The 22,650-nt window shown below is 39.1% G+C and carries 19 protein-coding genes; 7 read left to right on the forward strand and 12 right to left on the reverse strand.

From position 1 onward, the window contains the following. Positions 1 to 47: 47 nt before the first annotated feature. The 3 genes from AAC073_RS04790 to AAC073_RS04800 all read right to left on the reverse strand — a co-directional run bounded on the left by AAC073_RS04790 (position 48) and on the right by AAC073_RS04800 (position 6,828). The gene (locus AAC073_RS04790; RefSeq protein ID WP_339922705.1) at positions 48 to 1,679 is read right to left on the reverse strand and encodes a RagB/SusD family nutrient uptake outer membrane protein; all 1,632 of its coding nucleotides are present in this window, start codon (positions 1,677 to 1,679) and stop codon (positions 48 to 50) included. A gap of 17 nt (positions 1,680 to 1,696) precedes the next feature. Continuing rightward, on the reverse strand, positions 1,697 to 4,819 hold the full coding sequence (locus AAC073_RS04795) for a TonB-dependent receptor (RefSeq protein WP_339922706.1): 3,123 nt from the start codon (positions 4,817 to 4,819) through the stop codon (positions 1,697 to 1,699). Positions 4,820 to 5,277: 458 nt separating this feature from the next. Further along, entirely contained in the window at positions 5,278 to 6,828 is a 1,551-nt protein-coding gene (locus tag AAC073_RS04800) for a sulfatase (RefSeq protein ID WP_339922707.1), read from the reverse strand. Between the two features lie 1,240 nt (positions 6,829 to 8,068). Here AAC073_RS04800 and AAC073_RS04805 point away from each other — a divergent pair. The 5 genes from AAC073_RS04805 (at position 8,069) to AAC073_RS04825 (ending at position 11,478) form a co-directional block, all read left to right on the forward strand. Continuing rightward, entirely contained in the window at positions 8,069 to 8,647 is a 579-nt protein-coding gene (locus AAC073_RS04805; protein WP_339922708.1) for a hypothetical protein, read from the forward strand. A gap of 252 nt (positions 8,648 to 8,899) precedes the next feature. Then, positions 8,900 to 9,820 carry a DUF5996 family protein gene (locus AAC073_RS04810; RefSeq protein ID WP_339922709.1) on the forward strand — a complete coding sequence of 307 codons (921 nt, stop codon included), beginning with the start codon at positions 8,900 to 8,902 and terminating at the stop codon, positions 9,818 to 9,820. An 81-nt stretch (positions 9,821 to 9,901) separates the two neighbouring features. Then, a complete protein-coding gene (locus AAC073_RS04815) occupies positions 9,902 to 10,207 on the forward strand; it encodes a nucleotidyltransferase domain-containing protein (RefSeq protein WP_339922710.1) in 306 nt (101 codons plus the stop codon). A 369-nt stretch (positions 10,208 to 10,576) separates the two neighbouring features. Continuing rightward, positions 10,577 to 10,813, forward strand: a complete 237-nt coding sequence (locus tag AAC073_RS04820; RefSeq protein WP_339922711.1) for a DUF2188 domain-containing protein — start codon at positions 10,577 to 10,579, stop codon at positions 10,811 to 10,813. 11 nt (positions 10,814 to 10,824) lie between these two features. After that, the gene (locus AAC073_RS04825; RefSeq protein ID WP_339922712.1) at positions 10,825 to 11,478 is read left to right on the forward strand and encodes a hypothetical protein; all 654 of its coding nucleotides are present in this window, start codon (positions 10,825 to 10,827) and stop codon (positions 11,476 to 11,478) included. A gap of 1,292 nt (positions 11,479 to 12,770) precedes the next feature. Here AAC073_RS04825 and AAC073_RS04830 read toward each other — a convergent pair. The 5 genes from AAC073_RS04830 to AAC073_RS04850 form a co-directional block, all read right to left on the reverse strand. Then, complete coding sequence (locus tag AAC073_RS04830) at positions 12,771 to 13,916, reverse strand: heparan-alpha-glucosaminide N-acetyltransferase domain-containing protein (RefSeq protein WP_339922713.1); 1,146 nt, start codon at positions 13,914 to 13,916, stop codon at positions 12,771 to 12,773. Between the two features lie 4 nt (positions 13,917 to 13,920). Then, positions 13,921 to 15,042 (reverse strand): family 20 glycosylhydrolase, encoded by a 1,122-nt coding sequence (locus AAC073_RS04835; RefSeq protein WP_339922714.1) that lies wholly within the window; start codon positions 15,040 to 15,042, stop codon positions 13,921 to 13,923. A 391-nt stretch (positions 15,043 to 15,433) separates the two neighbouring features. Then, positions 15,434 to 15,946, reverse strand: a complete 513-nt coding sequence (locus AAC073_RS04840; protein ID WP_339922715.1) for a phosphoheptose isomerase — start codon at positions 15,944 to 15,946, stop codon at positions 15,434 to 15,436. Positions 15,947 to 16,021: 75 nt separating this feature from the next. Then, positions 16,022 to 16,876, reverse strand: coding sequence for an ROK family protein (locus tag AAC073_RS04845; RefSeq protein ID WP_339922716.1), 855 nt, complete (start codon positions 16,874 to 16,876; stop codon positions 16,022 to 16,024). A gap of 16 nt (positions 16,877 to 16,892) precedes the next feature. After that, a complete protein-coding gene (locus AAC073_RS04850) occupies positions 16,893 to 18,422 on the reverse strand; it encodes a hypothetical protein (RefSeq protein WP_339922717.1) in 1,530 nt (509 codons plus the stop codon). Between the two features lie 78 nt (positions 18,423 to 18,500). Here AAC073_RS04850 and AAC073_RS04855 point away from each other — a divergent pair, with 78 nt between their 5' ends. Continuing rightward, positions 18,501 to 18,719 (forward strand): PspC family transcriptional regulator, encoded by a 219-nt coding sequence (locus tag AAC073_RS04855; RefSeq protein WP_339922718.1) that lies wholly within the window; start codon positions 18,501 to 18,503, stop codon positions 18,717 to 18,719. Here the strand turns inward: AAC073_RS04855 and AAC073_RS04860 are convergent. The 3 genes from AAC073_RS04860 to hisS form a co-directional block, all read right to left on the reverse strand. Further along, complete coding sequence (locus AAC073_RS04860) at positions 18,716 to 19,726, reverse strand: glycosyltransferase family 2 protein (RefSeq protein WP_339922719.1); 1,011 nt, start codon at positions 19,724 to 19,726, stop codon at positions 18,716 to 18,718. The genes AAC073_RS04855 and AAC073_RS04860 overlap by 4 nt on opposite strands. Continuing rightward, positions 19,726 to 20,058, reverse strand: a complete 333-nt coding sequence (locus AAC073_RS04865) for a YbaB/EbfC family nucleoid-associated protein (RefSeq protein WP_339922720.1) — start codon at positions 20,056 to 20,058, stop codon at positions 19,726 to 19,728. The genes AAC073_RS04860 and AAC073_RS04865 overlap by 1 nt, the downstream gene beginning before the upstream one ends. A 144-nt stretch (positions 20,059 to 20,202) precedes the next feature. Next, complete coding sequence (hisS, locus tag AAC073_RS04870; RefSeq protein WP_339922721.1) at positions 20,203 to 21,573, reverse strand: histidine--tRNA ligase; 1,371 nt, start codon at positions 21,571 to 21,573, stop codon at positions 20,203 to 20,205. Positions 21,574 to 21,739: 166 nt separating this feature from the next. Between hisS and AAC073_RS04875 the strand changes: the two genes are divergently transcribed. After that, on the forward strand, positions 21,740 to 21,889 hold the full coding sequence (locus tag AAC073_RS04875; RefSeq protein ID WP_339922722.1) for a hypothetical protein: 150 nt from the start codon (positions 21,740 to 21,742) through the stop codon (positions 21,887 to 21,889). 33 nt (positions 21,890 to 21,922) lie between these two features. Here AAC073_RS04875 and AAC073_RS04880 read toward each other — a convergent pair whose 3' ends face one another. Next, positions 21,923 to 22,423 (reverse strand): metallophosphoesterase family protein, encoded by a 501-nt coding sequence (locus AAC073_RS04880; protein WP_339922878.1) that lies wholly within the window; start codon positions 22,421 to 22,423, stop codon positions 21,923 to 21,925. Positions 22,424 to 22,650: the final 227 nt, after the last annotated feature.

Raw genomic sequence — 22,650 nt, forward strand, 5'->3', positions numbered from 1 at the left:
TCTCCCGCTTGCTAGTGGTTTGTTACTGGTATTCAGCACTCATTTTATCAATATCCTGGATTCTGCTCCAATCCCGAATTGATATCAATTTCTGACAAAGGGATTGGAATTAATTCCATGGCTGCCGTTATGCTTCCTGTTTTATCTATTACTTTATAATGGCCACTCATAGGTCCTGACGTTTCCACAGAATAATCGGTATAATTGGCCGGGTCATCTGTCAACTTCATGCCATAAAATTGTCTGTTCATCACCTCTTCATATATGCCCCACCTACGAATATCCATGTACCTGATGGTTCGTTCTATACAGAATTCAACCCTTCTTTCTCTTCTTAAAATTTCTGTAAGCATTGCAGGATCTGTTTCTGTAACCATAGGCATCATCACAGCTTCTCTTCCTCTGACCTGATTGATCGTTTGGTCAAGAAGGGCTTGGTCAATCAGGTCTCCATTTTCAATTTTAGCCTCCAGATAACTCAATAGCACTTCTGCGTACCTCAACAAAATGATATCATCTCCAGAATTTCCAAAATCCCCTGCATACTCTTCGGTAACATATTTCTTCCAACCATAACCTGTTGCTCCCGGTAAGGCAGCAATGTTATTCCCTGCATTCTCCGGATGTGCCAAAAACAGCCTTCCCCTGAACTCGGTATACTCTGGAAGGAATATGCTGGCATAAAGCCTTGGATCCCTATTGTCAAATGGGTTTTCAGAATCATACAATGGAGACTCTTCTATAGGAAGACCATCATTCATTAAAAATGCATCAACCATGCCCTGATAAGGGTTGACTTCTGAATAACCACCATAAAATTCAGGATGATGGTTCCTTTGGTTATGCGTGTTCCCATAAAGACCAGCAATGCAATTGGTGGATAGAATAATCTCACTACTCCCCTCACCTGCTTCCTCAAAAATCGTCTTGTACATGGGATCTATTTCATGCACCTGAAGGGCAATAATCTCTTCGTAAACAGCAATGGCCTCAGCCCATTTTTCATCCATCATCAGCAGCCTACCTTTTATACCCAGTGAGGCAGCTTTAACTATTCTACCTTTTTCATTCTCTGGCCTGCTGGAAGGAAGATCTGCAGCGGCTGCGGTAAGTTCCTGAATGGCGAAATTCACAACTTCAGTCTTTGAATTTCGGGTTTGCGTATTGGCTTCTTCAATTGTCATTACATTGGTGATCAACGGAACACCTCCGTAAAGCAATGACATGTAGAAATATTCGTAAGCCCTTAAGAATTTGACCTCAGCAATCCACTCATCCTTTAGGGTTTGATCCATTTCAACCCGCTCAATGTTCTCAAGGAAATAATTGGCTTTGAAGATCGTCCTGTAAGCCCTTTGCCATATGGCCAAAACCACTTGTGTATCTGCCGCTCTTAAGTAACCACTGTAAATATTTCCTACAGATCCAAATTTATAGCTGGAGTCATCTGTAGCACTAGAAAGAATCAGTAATTCATTTGTATAGGAATTATTACCGACATTACTTCCGTTATAAACACCTGTGAGCGCAAGCATGGCATCACTTTGACTGTTCCAGAAGGATCCTTCTGACAACTGTACCAAGGGCTGTTCATCCAACCAATCCTGGCAACCGGTTTGACCGATCAAGATCAGAATAGACCAAACACTAACTAAGCCTAATTTTTTATATGTTTTCATAATCTGAATATCTTTTATTAAAACCTAACATTTACACCCACCACATAGGACCTGATAAGCGGATAAAACCAATCCGCTCCTCCTGTCTGCATTTCAGGATCCCAACCTTTATAAAATTTGGTGATCGTGAAGAGGTTTTCACCGGTGACGTATAGGCGCACATTGTCCAGGAAAGTGTCCCCAATAAGACCCTCTGGTAGCGTATAGCCGAGTTGCACGTTTTTCAACCTCACGAATGTGGCATCACGGTTCCAGAAATCTACTGGATTGGAATTGTAAAAACCTGACGCGGTAGCGATGATTGTTGGGTAGGCCGCCTTGGGATCAGGATTTTCAGGCGTCCATCGGTTTTCATAAAAGTCCCTTTGCACATTGCTATTGTTTTCCAATGGAAAGAAGAATTGACCGAGGGTTACAAAGGCATCCCTACCTCCTTCGCCTTGAAACATGATGTTGAAGTCAAAATTCTTGTAATCCCCATTCAATATAAGGGCATAGGTACTAAGCGGTAAAGGTTTGCCTATTACAGTTCTGTCATAAGTAGCGTTAACTACGCCATCAGGCACACCATCCGGTCCACTGATATCCATGTACTTGATTCCTCCAGGAATGGCCAGATTTGAAAAGGGCTGGGTAGCATAATTCGAAACATCCGCTTCACTTACAAATAGTCCATCACTCATAAATCCATACCTGCTCCCGATCGGTTGACCTAAAAACAAGCCCCTTGAAATATCTCTTTCCAGGTTGGCAATTTCTAATACCTGGTTCTTAACTATTGAGAAAATGGCCGAAGCACCGAAGTTGAATTCACCAATGGAATTCCTGTAGCTCAGGTCAAAATCCCAACCCTTGTTTTCGACTTTCGCTGCATTGGACTCAGATGGTGTAGCCCCTAATAACCTGGACACTGACACTGGATAAAGAATGTCATTTGTGATTTTCACAAAATACTCTCCTGAAAAGTACAACCTGTTTTCAAATAAGGCTAAATCAACCCCTATATTGGTCATTGTTGTGGTCTCCCAAGTGATTTGCTTGTTGGCTATGGTCGTCACTGCACCACCTGCAGAAAGCGAGCCGCCAAATGGGTAATTCTGTCCTAAAGCTATGAGGTCCTGATAGGGATAGTTGGCAATGGATTGATTGCCCAATTTCCCCCATGAACCTCTGATCTTAAAATCAGCCACCCAAGGAAATGCATCTTGAAAAAAGCCTTCTTGAGCTACCCTCCAGCCTGCAGAAAAAGAAGGAAACAATCCCCATCTACTTTCCTCTGGAAATCTTGACGAACCATCATAGCGGAAATTCGCCTCCAATAAATATTTGTCTTGAAAATCATAATTTATCCTACCAAAATAGGAGGAAAGGGTATTCTTGGACGCGCCTCCATTGTTGGTTGCACGAACGGTTGCTCCCGCATCGATTTCATAAATTTCATTGTTGGGGAAATCATCTCTAAAAGCTCCCAGGTATTTTGAGCTATAAGCTTGGGCAGACCTTCCCAATAGCACTTGAAAAGAGTGGTCCTCAATGTCCTTATTGTACTCTAGAAAAGCTTGAAGGGTCAAAGCTGAATTTTGGTACCATCCTGTCCTTAAACTGTTTCTTTGAATGGCATATGTAGAAGTGATTGGATAGGTCGAAATAAAGGTTTTACTTTCAGTAAGGCCCTGGGTGTAACCTGCCTGACCTGTAATCTTCAGATCCTTTGTGATTTGGTAAATCATACTACCATTGGTATAGATATTGGATTCTTCCCCAGAAACAAAGGATTGGCTATTTAAATCTGCCTCCGGATGAGAGGTCTCATTTCGACCATACAAGCCATCAGCCGTAAAGCCTTGTATGGCATTTGAATTTCTCATGGCCCCAGCAATGATATTCCCAATGCCTCCACTACCATATGGGGCGGATGGTTCATTACTATTGGTCTTGTTTCCCGCTAATTTGACACTGATGCTTAATTTATCGCTAAGCTTACTGTCCAGGTTAAGCCGTAAATTTACCCGATCCGCATTGTTCTTTTGGATGATCCCCTGTTGGTCATAATAGCCTAAAGAGAACATGTATTGCGTTTCCGCTGTCCCTCCACTTACCGATAGGTCATGCTTGGTTTCAGTACCTTGACCTGATCCAAATAAATGTCCGATATGATCAAAATTTGGATAATCGGGATTGTTTCCAGACCTGAACAACTCAATTTCATCATCCGTATACCTTCTTTGTTGGCCTAAATTCAGGTTGTTTTCGTTGACGGCCAATCCATATTCCCATGAATTCAACATTTCAGGAATCATCGTAGGGGTTTGACTGCTTACATAGGCATTGTACCTGAATACTGGGGTCCCTGACTTTCCTTTCTTTGTTTCAATTAGAATTACCCCATTTGCTGCTTTAGAACCAAAAATAGCAGCGGAGGCAGCATCCTTTAGCACAGAAATACTTTCAATATCATTGGGATCTACATCATCCAGTGAGGACTCAATCATGTCTACAAGCACCAAAGGACTATTCCCAGCAGAACTAAAAGTACCCTGACCTCTTATTAAGAGAGAAGCACTGTTTTTCCCAGGATTACCTGAACTTTGCCGTACAGAAATCCCGCTCATCTGCCCTTGTAAGGCAAGGGAAGACTTGGGCACCGATCTTTTCTCCAATGCTTCATTGGTTACTGTAGCTACAGAACCTGTCAAATTCACTTTTTTCTTGGTACCATAGCCGACCACCACCACTTCTTCCAATCCTTTAAGATCTTCTTCCAAAGCGAGATCAATAAGGCTCCGTCCTATTATAGGGACTTCCTGGGTAATAAATCCTATCGAAGAAAAAATCAGGACTTCTGCCCCATCCGGCACGGTAAGTTTGTAATTGCCATCGACATCTGTGACAGTACCCGAAGAGGTACCTTTAACCAGGATATTTACCCCTGGTAAACCAATGCCATCCGTCTGGGAAGTTACTTTCCCTGTTATAGCAATGGCCTTTTTCGCAACATTAAGCTTCGCCTCATACCTATTTATTATGGGAGTTTCCAGCCCATAGGCAAATCCGGAACCATTGATAACCAGTGGTGCCAAAATACCCAGAAACAAGAAACTTAATAATCTGGTAAGTGGTCTGTAAATGAATTTTTTCATACTTTTGTGGTCGTAGATTAAACTTAGTTTTTCTGCATTTCCTGTTTATTTTATGATTGCAAATCGATACAAATGAACAGGATCATTAATTGGCCGAAGATCACCCCAATGATCTTCGGCTTTTGTATTTTTATTTTATTATCTGTAGCAAAGACAATAGCTATTAGCACTACGATAATCTTCTTACCAAATTTAATTATTCCATTTCCGACAATCCTATACTTTTTCCTAGATCTAAGGTACTATCTTATATAATTGTAGAATTTTAAAGGAAAAGACAATAAATACGCTATTAATCACCCTATACCTTTGTTTTGTAATTATTAAGCTATTATATATCCCTTTAAGTAGAAAAAAGAATTGGATTCAAGCATACCTTCCCCAAAGCCTTGAATAAGACTATTTAAAAAAGATGAAAATCAGAAGGTTACATAAAGACTTGCCTGATATACCAAAAATCACTTCCTGCGTACTGGCACTGGGTTTTCCATTTTACCAGGGTTTCTTTGATTGGCTCCCGGCTGACCACTATTTCCCAAATCATTTTTGGCAATGGCTGCCAATTTGGAAAGTCTCTTTACTATCTCAGGCCTTTCGGCAGCCAAATTATGAGAGGAGGAAATGTCATTGACGACATTAAACAAAAGTGGCTGATTGTCCTCTCCAGGTTTAAAATAGGGATGGACCACAAACTCTTTTAGGGGTAAAAACAATTTCCATTGCCCTGCCCTTATCGCTTGAAGTTGATCCATATAGTAATAATAAAAAACATCGTGCGGCGTTTTAGCACCTTTGTCTCCCAAAATCAAGGGGAGAATATTTTTTCCATCAATTATCCGATCCTGAGGAACTTTGGCTCCTGAAAGCAAGGCAAAGGTTGGCAGAAAATCCATAATGGTGGCCATTTCCTCAGTCACTGTCCCTGCAGGAACAGTACCTGGCCACCAAAAAATGGTAGGCACTCTAAAGGCTCCCTCAGCAGTAGTATAACCACGACCTGATAAGGGACTATTTGTCCCCCTAACTGTGCTCGTTGGATCATCAGTCATAGGTGCTCCATTGTCTGACGTAAATACCACCACCGTATTTTTTTCTATCCCCAGCTCTTCCAGCTTGTCCATTATTTGCCCTACTGACCAATCCAATTCCTCCACACTGTCTCCCCAAGGTCCTCCTTTGCTTTTTCCCTTGAAAGCTTCACTTGCAAAAGGTTTTGTAGTGCTACCCGGCATGGCGTGTGGCAGGTAAAGAAAAAAAGGTTTGCTTTGGTTTTCAGTTATGAAGTCTAAAGCCTTTTCGGTGTAATCTTTGGTCAACAAATTCCTATCCACTCCTGCCCGAACAACTTTCTCGTTTTCCATTACTGGTAAAGGCGGCCAATTCGTTCCATTAAACCTAGTCCCAATTCGTTGACCGACCTCTTGGGTCATGTCATCACTATAAGGTATGCCATAAAAATAATCAAAGCCCTGATTGTTCGGTAAAAATTCAGGCTGATCACCCAAATGCCATTTTCCAATAATCCCTGTTTTGTAACCAACCCCTTTGAGCACCTCTGCAATCGTGATTTCTTCAGGATTCAATCCATAAGGAGAAATGGGGCGCAAAACCAGTCCATCTCTGGGATTGACATGCATGCCTACTCGTTGAGAATAACTCCCAGTCATAATGGATGCCCTGGATGGTGTGCAAACCCCTGCTGTAACTAAAAAATGGGTGAATTTCCGACCTTCTTTGGCCATCCGATTTAATTCCGGAGTACGGATCACCTTAGAGCCAAATGGCTCAATGTCGCCATAACCCAGATTGTCACAGAATATTATAATAAAGTTAGGTGTCTTTTTTAAAGTATAGATTTGTTCCAAGTCTGTGAGATTGTTCCTCGACCCTGCTTTTAACACTTTAGCATTAAGCTGAGCATAGCTCATGAACAATAAGAAAAAACAAGCAAAATAAATGGTAAGGCAATGCACTTTGCTCCTTTGAGGTGAAATTGTAAAGATTTCCATGCTATGCGTTTAAACTTGTTTCGAACATTTAACTGAACGATAAAAATATGGTTTTTAAACTTAAAGCACCTATAATATATTCCATAATGCTGATATTATCTAATAATAGCACTACATAGTCAAGAGTTCACCAACTAACACAGGCTGAATAGACCTTTTCATATTCCACAGTAAAAACCCATGTCAAAATACCAATATATTGATCGGAAATTTTGATTAAATATAGGAAAGGCTTTTACGAAAAATCGCCCTGTAGCCCTCTCATTTTTTGGCTAAAGCCGGGTAAAATGCCAATGTCCTTTATAAATGGGCTGAAGCCCCTTCCTATTGTATGGTATCCGTCAAACAATGGATTCGAGTATAATTCAAAAAATGAATTAATGCACACCTCTTTTCAATAGTCCCCAGCTTCAGCTGGGGGAATGAAATAAAACATCTAGATAATGGGCTTTAGCCCAAACGAAAAAATCCAACCGTTGGCTGAGCCTGTCGAAGCCACAGGTGGCGAAGTCAGTTTGAGGAACTCCACCACTTATTTAAGTGATCTTGGCAACTTTAAGCTATTAACGCTTTGCTAAACTTCGGCCTGATCGAGTCATTTATCATAAACATTGTAACTTTTTTGCTACAGGTCAAAAAAGTAACCAAAAAACCCCGCCGCTAAGTATCTTTTTGGCTAAAATTTAAGGCTACCCACGCACAGGCAAACTCCTTTGTTTTTGGTTTTACTGTTTACCTTGCTTATTGGAGTTTACCTGAACCAAAAACTTCGTCAAACAATGCCTGTGTACTTGCCCTCCCTGCTTAAATTTTTTAACGCCGAAAAGCTACAAGGCGGAAGATGATTTATCAACTTTTTAAATGATGATTGTCAACATTTGATATTACTGAGAGTATTAATGACTTGAATTTAGATTTTATAAATTAACATTGTTGTTGGCTTCCTATTGAATCCTTAGAATTCTCTACAGATTATAGCGGTGGTAAAAAATTGGTCACTAAAAATCGAAAGTTGAAAACTTTCGGCATTATGGGTCCAAGTTACGCTTCGCTAAACTTGGACCAGGTCGAGAATAAATAGGATGTAGATTCAATGTAAGCACTAGTTTTTCATGCCTCCCGCAGTTAAATTATTGGCCTAAAAAATAAAAAACTCACTTTTTTAAAAAATATTCGGAATTGTATTACATTCGCAGAAATAGAGTATAAATAAAAATTATAAACACATACAAAAGGAAAAATGAAAAATAAAATTTTGTTTATTTGGTTATCAATATCAACAATCTGCTTTGTAGGATTTGCACAAAGTGACCAGAAACCATTGGTTGCGCATTTATTAGTAGAAGGAGGTATTGAATATGGAGGAGATGAAATCCTGGAAGTTTATTTTACCAATGGTGAAACCCAAACCATGAGATTGGGTCAAGGTGCTTACATTGGTTTAGGGGGTCAGTTTAACCCTTTCAAGACTGATAAAATATTTTTCCGTACTTTAATAGGCATTAAATATAACACTACTGCTGCTGAAAATGCAAATATAAGGTTAACAAGATTACCTCTTAACCTCATTGGATATTATAGAATCGCCAATGACTTCCGATTAGGAATTGGTGGTACCTCTCATTTTAATGTTAAATTAAAAGGAGATGGTTTTATTCCGGATGTAGCTTTTACAAGTGGTTTAGGTTCTAGATTTGAATTTGGTTATAAAGCGATAGCATTGACCTATACCAACTTGAAGTACAAAGACCTCGCAAAAGTCAATTATTCTGCCAGTTCCCTTGGATTATCCGCTTCTATAATCTTTCCTAACAAATAATAAAGGCATTAAATAGCACGCGTTTTGTTTCGGATCTAAAAGAAATGGATCATTTTAGAATGTAAACGAGCTGCCCAATAAGTCTTCATGAGTAGTTCAAAATCCATGGAATTCAAGGATTTTTTCGTATTTTGATTCTGTTTAGTTGGTCGATGACTTTTCGTTGGCACAAGGTTAGTTTAGCAATTGAAAGAGCCTGTAAAAAAGACCCTTTTAGTTGCTTTACTTATTAATCTAATAACAAACCCAAAAATGAAGCAGAATAAATCCCTAAGTACCGAATGGCCTGTTCTTGATTTTGCAGCGATGCAAGGTACCATTGAAACAATGCATCAATGGATTCAGATAATCGGAAAAATCCGTTTAAAAACCATGCCTTGGCAAAACCATTCCTGGCACTGCACCTTGTATTTATCCCCAGTGGGTTACACCACCAATGCCATTTGTTTTGGAGGGGGGATTTTTGAAATAGAGCTGGATTTTGTCCACCATCAATTGCACCTCAAATGTTCAAATGCTGAAACGCAACACCTACCTCTCCAAACTATGAGTGTAGCTGACTTTTACAATTCACTTTTTGAAAAACTAGCTGCTTCAGGAATTGATGTTGAAATTCATGGCAGTCCAAACGAAATGGAACCAGCTATTCCTTTTGCCAAAAATACTGCAAGCAGTGCTTATGCTCCTGAGGCCGCCAACCTACTATGGAAAGCCATGCTAAAATCCAATGGTGTATTCAATACATTCCGTAGTGGATTTATTGGTAAATCAAGTCCAGTACACCTTTTTTGGGGAGCCTTTGATTTGGCCGTTACCCGCTTTTCCGGAAGACCTGCGCCTCTACATCAGGGAGGAGCACCGAACATGCCACTAGACGTCATGCAGGAAGCTTATTCGCATGAGGTGAGTAGCGCGGGATTCTGGCCCGGATCCAAAGATTCGCCCATGGCCGTCTATTATGCCTATGCCTATCCCGGAAATGAAGCGTATGCAAAGCAAAAAGTTTTGCCAGAACAGGCATTTTACAGCCCTGAAATGGGAGAGTTTTTTCTCAAATATGAAGACGTCCAATCCTCCTCAGATCCGGAAAAAACACTAATAAATTTTCTACAGACCACCTACGAGGCTGCCGCCAATACTTCGGGCTGGGACCGAAAAGCATTGGAAAGGTAAAGAGCTAGATAAAACAACTTAGAAATCAACCTATAATAAGAAGCAAATCATTAATTTTGTATCTTTGAATAAACAATCATTATGTTAAATTTAATTTCAAGCAAAAAACAAGCATTAGTTTCGCTTTGTGAAAAGTATGATATTAAAACCATGCATGTTTTTGGATCAGCAACGACAGATGAATTCAATGACTTGAGCGACATTGATATATTGATTTCATTCAAAGACATTCCGTTTGCCAAATACACAGATAACTATTTTGAACTTCATGGGGAACTTGAAAAAATGTTTGGACGGAAAGTAGATTTATTAACTGAACGTTCTCTCTCAAATCCTTATTTTATTCAAAGCGTTGAAGCAACTAAGAAATTGCTATATGCTGCATAAAATTAAAATGTATTTGCTGGATATTTCTACTCCCATAGATTCAATTCATGAATATCTTGGTAATAAGCGAAATTTCAATGCATATGAATAGAATAAACTTTTGCGCAGAGCAGTAGAACGTGAATTAGAAATAGCCCTCAGCTTCAGCTGGGGAATTGAGACATTCGACACCGGTGGCTGAGCGTACCTAAGAAATCTAGACACAACCCTACAGGTAGGGTTGTGGATATTAATAATCAGAAGATATGAGTCAGAAAATTAATAAGTAGATCATATTGAACGTGTACTTTCGGATATATATTTTACATTTTATTCACAAACGAAAAGCAATTTTATTCGTATACTTGTTAAGAATAGACATCAAACCTTATGAGCAGAAAATCAAACCATGTAGTCCCTTCCAAAAGTCATGGATGGGCTGTTAAAAAAACGGGGGCATCAAGAGCTTCTAAAAGTTTTGACACAAAAAGCGAAGCAGTCCAATATGGAAGGTCAATAAGCCGTAGTGAAAAGACAGAACTGTATATTCATAAAAAGGATGGTACAATACAAAATAGAAATTCATATGGGAATGATCCGTTTCCGCCTAAAGATAAAGTAGGGTAATGGATCAACAAATGTTTTCAAAAAACGTATTTATTAATTGTCCATTTGATAAAGCATATTTTTCTCTCCTTAAACCGCTGATTTTTACTGTTTCTTATTTTGATTTTAACCCAAGAATTGCTTTAGAAAAATCTGATTCTGGCAAACCAAGACTTGAAAAAATTCTAGAGCTTATAAAGAAATCAAAATACAGTATTCATGATTTATCAAGGCTTCAATCTACGAAGTCCAATGAATTTTACAGGCTGAACATGCCATTTGAGCTTGGTTTAGATTATGGCTCCAAAACTTATAGTAAAAATCTTGCTGGTAAAGAATTTTTAATACTGGAAACCAAGCCATTTGATTATATGAAAGCAATTTCAGATATTAATGGATTAGACATTAAAAATCATAATGATGAACCTGAGGTAATAGTAGAGTGTGTGTGGGCCTGGTTTATTGAAACTGTTGGACTTAGGAAAATTGGGAGTCCTTTAAAAATCTGGTACGACTTTCTAGATTTCAACACCCAGCTCTTCGAAACTAATTATGCCAAATATTATCCTAAATATGGCGAGCATATTGCTGAAAAATTTGCTAAAGTAGAAACTGAAAAAATTCCTATTCCTGAATATATAGATGAAATTAAAGAATTCATAGCCACAGTGAAACCTAACAAATGAACAAACTCGCCTATAATTATCTATTACACATTCCTGATGTTTAACAAAATTAAGTGTCACCTTCAGAGTTGGCAAATTCATTCATCAATTTTTTAAAGGATGATTGTCCATATTAAATAGTATGGAGAATGTTGATCCGTTAAATTTAAATTTTATATATTAATATTTATTATAACTTCCTTTTCTCTGGGATTTTTTAATGTGATCGAAAAACAAAAGGTACGATGACCGGATCATAATACTTTCAGAGGGTACCTCGAACCCTACCCTTATACCTTCCTAACTCTAATTTCTGTGGGTCCAAGTTACGCTTAGCTAAACTTAAACCAGGTCGGGAAGGTTTCCAGGTTTGGTTTTTAATGACTCTTTCTCCTTCCAAATTTTGGCTAAAACCGGGTGAAATGATATTGTTCTCATTAAATGGGCTAAAGCCCATTCCTATTGAATTGTTTCTACACCAACAAAATCAAAAATATTCCTAAAAAGTTAAATTGAATCAAATATTTAATCGTTTGTTAACCATTTTTCAATAGCCTCCAGCTTTAGCTGGGGGATGTCGGTAATTTACTCGTATCTGGGGCTTTAGCCCAATCATTAACACGAGATGTTCTCCTTCAATTTAGGCGATAATAGCAGCTTGTACGCTAATAATCGAAAGTTGAAAACTTTCAGCATTATGGCTCCAAGTTACGCTTCGCTAAACTTAAACCAGGTCCGGAAGGTTTCCAGGTTTGGTTTTTAATGACTCTTTCTCCTTCCAAATTTTGGCTAAAACCGGGTGAAATGATATTGTTCTCATTAAATGGGCTAAAGCCCATTCCTATTGAATTGTTTCTACACCAACAAAATCAAAAATATTCCTAAAAAGTTAAATTGAATCAAATATTTAATCGTTTGTTAACCATTTTTCAATAGCCTCCAGCTTTAGCTGGGGGATGTCGGTAATTTACTCGTATCTGGGGCTTTAGCCCAATCATTAACACGAGATGTTCTCCTTCAATTTAGGCGATAATAGCAGCTTGTACGCTAATAATCGAAAGTTGAAAACTTTCAGCATTATGGCTCCAAGTTACGCTTCGCTAAACTTGGACCAGATCGTGGTAAGCAAACACCAATTTACAATAGCTTTTTGTTCTCATTAAAATCCCCCAACCCCCTTGACCAAGGGGGATTTGCGGCAAGGAGTATTTGACCTTGATAGGGTTGATTTATCCGGATTGAGAAATTAAAGGCTTATAAGAATCCGCAAATCTGGACGTCAGGAATTCACCCATCTGGTCTCATCCATTCCCCTAAACCTTCACATACCAGCGGTTCTTATCCATCCACCAACCTATTAGCCATATAAGCAGCATAAAGGAGATGGAGAACAACAAACTTGCCCAGCCTTCGGGGAAGACTGGTTCAAAAAGGGTTTTATAGGCCAGGTTACGGATGGATTGGCCTTCGATTTTTATCATTCCCAAGGTTCTTACCAGTACGCCGGAAAGAATGTACAAGGCCAAGGGGTTTTTGCCAAAGACTTCAAAGAAATAAGCCCAGCCTTTAATGGATCGCACTTCCAATACAAACATCAGCAGGGCTAAGGTGAGGGTGGAATAACCTACCGTCACAAGCGTAAAGGAACTGGTCCAGATTTTTTTATTGATTGGGAAACCATAATCCCATAAGTAACCGCCAACAAGTATTATTATAGAAAACATGGCCAACCAAAGTACGGTTTCGATATTCCCTCCTCTTTTTTGGATTTGAAAGCCTACCCAATAGCCTAATAATACATTGACCATGGCAGGAAAGGTGCTTAACAAGCCTTCTGGATCAAAGGCAACGCCATCCATTTTGTAAAGGTTATCAGGAGAGAACAGCCACAAATCCAGTCTGCCACTCGCATTGCCTTCTAGTGAAAAAGGATCCATACCCGGGATACCGAGAAAATACATCACAAGCCAATACAGGAGCAACACTGCCCCACTTGTAATAAGAATTTTTTTCGGGCTTAGGAAATAGATCAGGGTTGCCGCAAGACCATAACACAAAGCTATTCTTTGCAATACGCCTAGGATCCTTATACTGCTGAAATCATAAAGAACAAATCCCGTATCATTAATTCTAAAATAAGGAAAGGCAGTAAGCAACAAACCTATAATAAAAATCAAGGCGGTTCTTTTAAACACTTTGCCGAAATATTCTTTAGGCTCCTTCAATTTAAATTTACCGAGACTGAAGCTCATGGCATTGCCGACTACAAATAAAAAGGAAGGAAACACCAAATCCGTAAGCGTTAAACCGTGCCAAGAGGCATGGGTTAAAGGGCCAAAACTAGTGCTGCCATCTCCGGGGGTATTTACGATCACCATCAATGCCAATGTCAAACCTCTTAGCACATCCAAAGATTGGTATCTTTTTGATTGAGTAGCGTAATCCAATGTATTCGTCATATCATTACTTTGTTGAAATCTTTTCTATTGTATCAAACATATGGACAAATGTCACCCAGGGTTGGGATTGTTCTTCCTTAGCCTTGTCTTCAGCAGCCAGGTAATTTTCCAGTCCATCGATAAATCCATCTGCACCTGACCATACTGTTAATATCACGCCCTGAAATCGATCTTTCATGGCTTCAGTTTGGGTTGCCCTCCACTTATACATGTCCTTGACTTGCTGAACCCCCACCTCAGGAGTCCTCCAGGCACAACTCATCACATCGAAGCCCTTCATAGCAAACATTACCGGCGTTTGATCAGGCCTTTCATAATGCCAATCACAAATCACCACATCTTTTGGAATCATGTCAATGGCCCTGTGGGTGTTGTTCATGCTTGCTTCCCACATGCCTATGCCTGTCGTTTTACCATCGATCAACCTATCCCCCCAGATCCAAAGCCTTTTCCCTTGTGCATAGAGGTGGTTTCTTATTTTACTCACCTCACCAGCAAATAGCGCTGCGGCATCCCTACCACTGCATCTGGGGCATTTATCATCCGCAATATAAAACACCTCATCCATGCCAGCATGAAAAGCATCCGTCTCGAATACCTCCACAATCTCATCCACTAAGTCAAAAACAACGGCATGCACATCAGGATGTAAGGGACAATAGCTTTTACAATACAAGCCATCCTCATTTGGCCATTTGTAGTCTGTGGGTATTTCTACGTGCGGTGTCTCATCAAATTCAGGATAAACCTTTAGTAAATTCTCAAGAGACCCAGCCCAGGATTGGTGTCCTAGAAGATTGATCTGTGGCACCAATTGAATCCCATGCTTCCTTGCAACAGCCACCATTTTCTTTACATCTGCTTCAGACAAAGTCACTTCATTTCTCAGTTCTGGATGACTTTTAAATGCATAATTATAATCCACTCTTAGGATCAACACATTCACACCTCTTGGAACCAATACCTCCTCCATAAAAGCAACAAAGCGATTGACATCAGCCGATTGAGGAGCCGCTATGGCAAAACCTCTTACCGGTAAATCACCCTTCTCAATTTCCTGTGGATATGCGGATTGAAACAAAAATAACATGTCCAATAGCAATGCCGTTCTCTTGAAATTTCTCATGTTTTTGCCAATTAGTAAGGGTCAAATTTTTAGGCGAAGGCCCTCTTTGTTCCAGCCAGCCAGTAATTTGAACAATAATTATAAGATAAATTAATGACTTAACAATTCCTATCCAGGCAAATCTCAAAAAACCAGACAATATTGTTTCCTTAAGCTTTAAGATTGTACGACGAAATAATAGGACAAGTGCAAAATAAAAAGGCTGGGAAAATCCCATCGGATAATCCCAGCCTCCCTACATTTGTCAGCATTAAATAAAAGCCTTTGTGAAAGGGCTATCCCGTCCAAAAGTCATTGACATAAATCATGAGAAGAATGGTCTCAGCCTTCAAAATAGCTTTGCTATTGTTTCGAGGCTTGGTTTTCACTTCATTGACCAAACTATTTATTTTTATTTTCTAGAAAAGTCGTCCTGAACACGGACAATGTCCTCTTCATCTGAAGGCTTGGTGGGATCGGTGTGCATCCATATCTCCGCAACAACTCCCCAATTACCCATTCCAACCAAACGATGTCGCTCACCTTGTTTCAAACGCTGTACCTCTCCTATTTTCATCGCTTTCAATTCGCCTTCGGTATCATCCTCGCTGGTAATTAGACCACCTTCACCTGCTACCAATTTCCAGATTTCAGCTCTTCTGTGGTGGTATTGCCATGACAATCTTTTGTCTGGGCCAACCAGTAATATTTTAGGACTTAATTTATTTTTCAGCTGCTCCGGAGACAAGTCGACCTCAGGGAAAAACTTTTCCCGAAATTCACTTATTTGATTCTCATTGATAACGAAAAAACCTCCCCAAGGTCGGCTTTCATCCTTATTTACAATTTGCAATCCGCTGGCGGCCAACCATTCTTCGACCGTCTTAAAAATAGCTGCTTTGGATAAATCTTTCTCTATTTTCATTCTATTCTATAAATTAAACAAAGTATTAAAAACTCCTGCTTTTCTAAAAACGCTTATAAGATAATAAATAATTTTTCAGTTTCCTTCAAATAAACTTGCTGCCCCTATCATCGCAGCCTTTTCGCCCAACTTACTTATAAAAATCTCTGGATTTGATGAATGGTCCTGCAATACCTTTTTTACTTCGGGTAAAAACAAATCAGCCGCTTTCACCATATTGCCACCTATCACGACTTTACCAATGGCTTTTCCTTCCATCTGCATTAGCATTAACGCTGCCAGGTTTTGGCCAAACTCCTTCAATACATTCAAAGTTGCTGGTCTCAATTCGGAATAGGAAAGTAGTGTTTTCAAACCATCTACATCAAGGCCATGTGTGGCTTTGGCCCATTTTACAAAAAAAGAGGTGCTAATCAAGTCTTCCGCAATGCCGCCTTTAAAAGGAACTGACCAAAAGGCACCATCTTCTGCCATTTCTCCAAACTTATAAGAGCCTCCCAAGCCAGTGCCTAAAGTTACGCCCATTAACCTTTCGGACTTTGACCAGCCTGCTACAAAGGCTTCTCCTTGTAAAAAAGCGGCAGCATCATTGATAAATTTAATATTACCGACGGGTATAGCTAAAAGGGGGGAAAGTTCTTCCTTGAGGTTAAGTTCATAAAGAGAACGGTATTTGCCTTGGTCAAGAATCAAGGAAATGCCTTCCTCATAGTTAAACGGAGCGGGCATGGCGATCCCCAAGCAGGTATCTTCAGTTAGTCCCAAAGATTTAATACATTCTGTCCAGGCATTCAGAATCTCCTCCTTGGAACCATGAGAATCTACAGGAAACCTTGATACCTTTTCATCCAGAATATTTAGGCTTTGGTTGTCCAGAAGCCCAGCACTAATATGGGATCCTCCGATGTCTACACCTATTATTTGTTTCATTTTATACTAATTTCTTTTATCTAATGACCTCTTTGAAGCCTTCTTTTTTATGAAATGCTGCAAATTCAAAATCATTGACAGCTCTCTCTCTCAAAAAGTCGTTTCGTGTAATTGCCTTTTTGAGGTTTTCATAAAGTTTGCCCTCTTCTCCATTTCTTGCCGCTATAAGTGCCAATCCATAAAAAGGAAAGCCATTCCCCATGTTTTGTATGGCACTTTTTTCGAATTGAATCGTTGCATTATAATGATCACCTGATAAAACATTAGCTAGCCCCTGATTAAAAAGGTTGGTTGGGTTTGGCTCAGCTTTATTTAGATGGATTACTGCCAATCTATAATCCCCATTGAAAATGGACACAGCACCAAGAGCTGCTTGGTGGATCTTGGTAAGCTTATCTGAATTGGTAAGGGAATTGGCTCTATAGAAGCTGGTATAGGCACTGAATTTATCCTCCCACAACCAAAAGACAATTCCTAGATTATAAGTCGCATACGGATTTTCAAAAACCCCATTAGACCTATTAAAAGCAAAGAGGGCATTTTCCAGCAAATGATTTCTATCTTTGGTGTTCTGAGTCCTATTGGCTCTATTGGTAAAAACAACCCCGAGGTTATTATAGGCATAAGCACTAGGATAGACTTCCACCATTGCCCTCAAAAGCGCTTCTTTTTCGGTCCAGCCAGGCTCCCTATTTAATGCCCGTATATAATCTTTCTCCGATAATGTATCTGCGGGAACTGTACCAGCGCGAACACTTCTCGCCAATATGGAAAGTTGGAGATTAGAGACCTCATCAAAGCCCTCCATGGATTGGGCATTTAAGCGTTCGAAACGTTTAAAGACATCTCGATCCACCTGAGCAAAATGCGCAAGTGTTTTCATCTTATTCATTTTATAGGTCCCGTCACCAGGCCCTTCAATGGTTTCTAGAAATGGTGCTTTTGCAGTAAAGGGAATACCGCTGTAGGTGGTGAATATTTTCGCCAAATCCTCCCAATCATTTTCATAAAGCATACCCATGGTTTCTGGCTCGCTTGGTTCTGCCCACAAGCCTAATACAGGGTATTGCTCCTGCCCCCGGTACTGCCCGATTTGAGAAAGGGAAGCAGTGGTAATGATACCTTGGGAAATTAGCACTTCATCCGTTTCCTGCTGAGAAACAGATTGATTGTTTAAGATCTCTCCTCGAGCAAACAAGGCTCCTTTTTCCATGCCGGCTACAAATGGCATAGTGAAACTTTTTTTCAGTTTTACTCCCGAATAAACATCCAGTGTATCTCCTTTAACCTGCATCTTTTTCTCAAAGGTATACGTCTCATTGCCATATTTGAAATAGGGAGACAAAACGTATGTCTCATTCTTTAAAAGCATTGCATTTGGTAAAGCTACAATCAAATTAAATCTCACTGAATCGCCAAGGCGTTCTAGTGCATTTGGTTCCAAATAAATTTTTTGGTTATCTGCTTTTTTTTTAACTTGTACAACGTTGCATGAATAGCTTGCTAGTGTAGTACTTAAAACAAAAAAAGCAATAATTTTTTTCACCACATTCATAGGTTAACCAATTTATTATCAATAAGTTGTTGTATGTTTGAATTTTAGAACATTAAAATGGTCAAAACAATGGAAAATATAAAATTATTCTTCCAAGAAAGAGCCTTCGGTGTTTGCTCAAAATTAGGGGAAAAACTTCATTTCCCTATTGACAGCATTCGATTGTTTTTTATATACAGTTCATTTATTACATTGGGGTCCCCCATTATTGTTTATGTAAGTCTTGGGATGCTAATGAAAATAAGAACTTACTTAAGAAGAATGAATAACCCAGTTTTATTCGATTAATTTAACTGCCTGTATTTTTTCTTTCCTTTCAAATAATAGGACAGTATTATGGAATAAATGGGACTCGGTTTGGCTGATTTAAAACCTTTTACTTTTTTAAACTTACGGTAGCGCAAGGCCTCTCTTTTAGAAAGAAAGTCCGAATAAGCCCTGACAACAGCCCAACTGTGCGAAAAGCCTTTTGTAAACAACAAATGCATCAAAGCGCCAAAATCCATTCCCAGCCTAATACAGAAGACTTTTATAAAACTATTAAATTCCAGATTGCTTTTTAGCATGTAAAGACTATTTCTGAAATTGAGGTAGGTTTTAAATGGGTTGACTTGATTCAATGTACCACCACCTAAATGGAAAACACTTGATTCTCCACAATATTGAATTTTGTATCCTTCGTTCCTCATTCGCCAACAAAGGTCTATTTCCTCCATGTGCGAAAAATAATAAGGGTTAAATCCACCTAACTGATGAAAAATTGATGCATTTACGCAAAAACAAGCGCCTGAAGCCCAATCCAATTCGATTGAATCATTGTATTGCCCCTGATCTTCTTCTAATACATGAAGTACTCTTCCCCTGCAATAGGGATATCCCAAATGATCCAGAAAGCCTCCCCCAGCTCCAGCGTAGTCAAAATACCCTTTTTTAACGAGAGAAAGAACCTTGGGTTGACATGCCGCCACATCGGGTTTATCAGTCAGAAAGGAGACCAAAGTCCGGTCCCAATTGGCAGTAACTTCAACATCAGAGTTTAGCAGTAAGTAATACGAATACTCCCCTATTAACGCTTCTAATCCAAGATTATACCCTTTACTATAACCATGATTTTCACTTAATAGAACCAACCTGATCTCAGGAAAATTAGTTCTAAGAAAGGACAGGGAAGCATCATTGCTCCCATTGTCCACGATTACAATATCAAATATGCTATTGTTGATCACTTGGGGCAGGTATTGCCGAAGCATGGTTTCCCCATTGTAATTTAAAATAACAATAGCAGCCTCTTTCATTAAACCATATTGCCAAAATCCATACCTGGAATATTGGGCATCATTCCGGCAGTTGCATTACCCATTTTCTCTTTGATCTTGACATCTATGTTTTCAAGGGCCTTATTTGTAGCACCCACGATTAGGTCCTTCATCATATCCTTGTCTTTCTCATTGATCAAACTAGGGTCTATCTCCATGTCCAACACCCTACGCTCTCCATTAACGACCACTTTTACCATACCGGCGCCAACTTCTCCTTCAGCACGTAGGTGCACCAGTTCAGCTTGAGTGGCTTTGATTTTGGCTTGAGCATCCTTCACCTTGTTCATTATATTCATCATGTCAAACATATCCTTCGCTATTATTTGTTTTCATTAATTTAATTTAGTCATGGAATTGAAAATCGAAGTACCATCCTTTTAAAGGCACTGGCGCAATTATCAAACCAACCTCGTTTCTTATGACTCATTTTAACGACACCTTTATCCTAACGGTTACTTTATCTTTTCAATAAGCTTTTCCAATGTCAGGCTTTCTTGTTCTCCACTTGTCATGTCTTTCAGACTAATGGTTTTGTTTTTCAATTCATCCGATCCAAGAACACCTACAAAAGGAATTCCCTTTTTGCCAGCATAGTTGAATTGTTTTTTAATTTTTACTAAATCAGGATAAATTTCAGCAGCTATCCCCTCTCTTCTTAAAGCAGCTAAAATGCCCAAACAAGCATCCTTTTCTTCAGCACCAAAATAGGCCAACATGATTTTCGTCCGCTCAACTTCATCATCAGGGAACCTATTTAACTCTTCCAAAACATCATAAAGCCTATCGACTCCGAAGGAAAAACCAACACCTGAAACGCCAGGAAGTCCAAAAACTCCTGTTAAGTCATCATACCTTCCCCCTCCACTAACAGAACCAATGCCTACACCATTTACCTTTACTTCGAATATGGCTCCTGTATAATAAGACAGGCCTCTGGCCAAAACAGGATCAAACACTACATGGTTTTGGTTTTCATCCAACTTATTCAAATTGGCAAATACCTCTTCAAGTTCAGCAATTCCTTTTAATCCTACTTCACTTTTCGCCAGGTAATTCTTTAAAAACAATAGCCAATCGGCGTTTTTGTTCTCATTTTGAGCAATAATGGGCGACAGGGTTTCAATTGCATCTTCAGAAAAACCCCTTTCTTGCAATTCAATTTTCACCTTCTCCCAACCGATCTTATCCAGTTTATCAATCGCTACACATAGATCGGACTCTTTGCCCGAAGCACCAATTACTTCAGCAATTCCTGTAAGGATTTTCCTATTGTTGATCTTAATGTCATAGTCATTAAGCTTAAAATGGGAAAAAACCCGCTTTATCATACAAAGAATTTCCGTTTCACAGATAAGACTGTCTGTACCCACAACGTCTGCATCGCATTGGTAGAACTCTCTGTACCTGCCCTTTTGGGGACGGTCAGCTCTCCAAACTGGTTGCATTTGAAAACGTTTAAAAGGATAAGTTATTTCGTTTTGGTTCATGACCACGTACCGTGCAAAGGGTACAGTTAGGTCATAACGCAATCCTTTTTCTGATATTCTGGGCAGCACCTTACTTTCACCAGCTTTAAAAGTATCGGCATCTACTTTCTTTAGAAATTCACCACTGTTAAGAACCTTAAACAAGAGTTGATCTCCCTCATCGCCGTACTTACCAGTCAAAGTACTGAGATTCTCCATGGTGGGGGTCTCTAACTGTTGGTACCCATACAACTTGAAGGTATCCTGAATGGTATTAAAAATATAATTTCTGCGCGCCATTTCTTTTGGACCGAAGTCACGCATTCCTTTAGGTATACCTGGTTTTTGTTTGCTCATTCTCTGGAATTTTGGCCAAAGTTAAAAAATTTAAAAGTATATGGAGGATATTCACAAGGCAATTTGAAAGCCAAATTTAACTTCTTTAATTATTTTATGTGATTATTTAATATTTTACTTACCTTTGCCCATCATTTCAAGCGAGAACAATAAAACAAACAATACAATGGCTGTTACTACTTTAAAAAGGAAATTAAGAAGAAAAAGACAGGCACAGAATGCCAGGGTACAAACTATCAAATTATTGAGTGCTCAGCCTGTCCTCAAAAATGTAGATGTTGAAGAAATTAAAAAAGGATTTGCTAAAAGTAAATAAATAATAAAGGAACCCGATTATAATCGGGTTTTTTTATATCCTCCCTCTTTTTCCTAGCTCTATAACTTTTAGATTTTTGATGGTTTTATCCAAATCAAAAGTCAACATGGTTTTAATTTGATGAAAGCCATGATTCCCAACAGCCCCAGGATTCATATACAAGACGTTCAACTCTTTGTCGTGCAATACCTTGCAAATATGTGAATGCCCACAAATAAATAGGTTTGGTTGATGTAATCTTAATTTAGCCTTCACACCTTTCGCATACCTTGGTGGCGTACCACCAATATGTATCATAAATACTTTCACGCCCCCACTTTCAAAGACAAGTTCTTCGGGAATTTCCCTTTGAAGCTCATGGTCATCAATATTACCATATACAACCCTGAGCAAAGGCTTCTTTGGCAACAATTCCAGAACCTCTGGATCCCCAACATCTCCCGCATGCCATATTTCATCTACCTGCTCTAAAGTATTGATTGCATTTTCGGGAAGACTACTATGTGTATCACTTATGAGGGCAACTTTCACCATAGAAATAAAAGATTGATTTGTTTCAGTACAAAACAAATCCAAATGCCCTTGAAAAACAAGAATAGCCATCTAGGGGAATGGAATAAATATAAAATTTAGCAACTATCTCAGGCGTTTACTGCCATTTTTTAAAAAACAAGAATGCTACTCACCCGGTATAGGCAAACCATGAAATAATAAACCGCTGATTTTAAATAAATTTCATCGGAAAGCGAGGTAGTTAAAAG

It is taken from the genome of uncultured Cyclobacterium sp. (assembly GCF_963977555.1).
In the GTDB taxonomy this organism is placed as follows: Bacteria; Bacteroidota; Bacteroidia; order Cytophagales; family Cyclobacteriaceae; genus Cyclobacterium.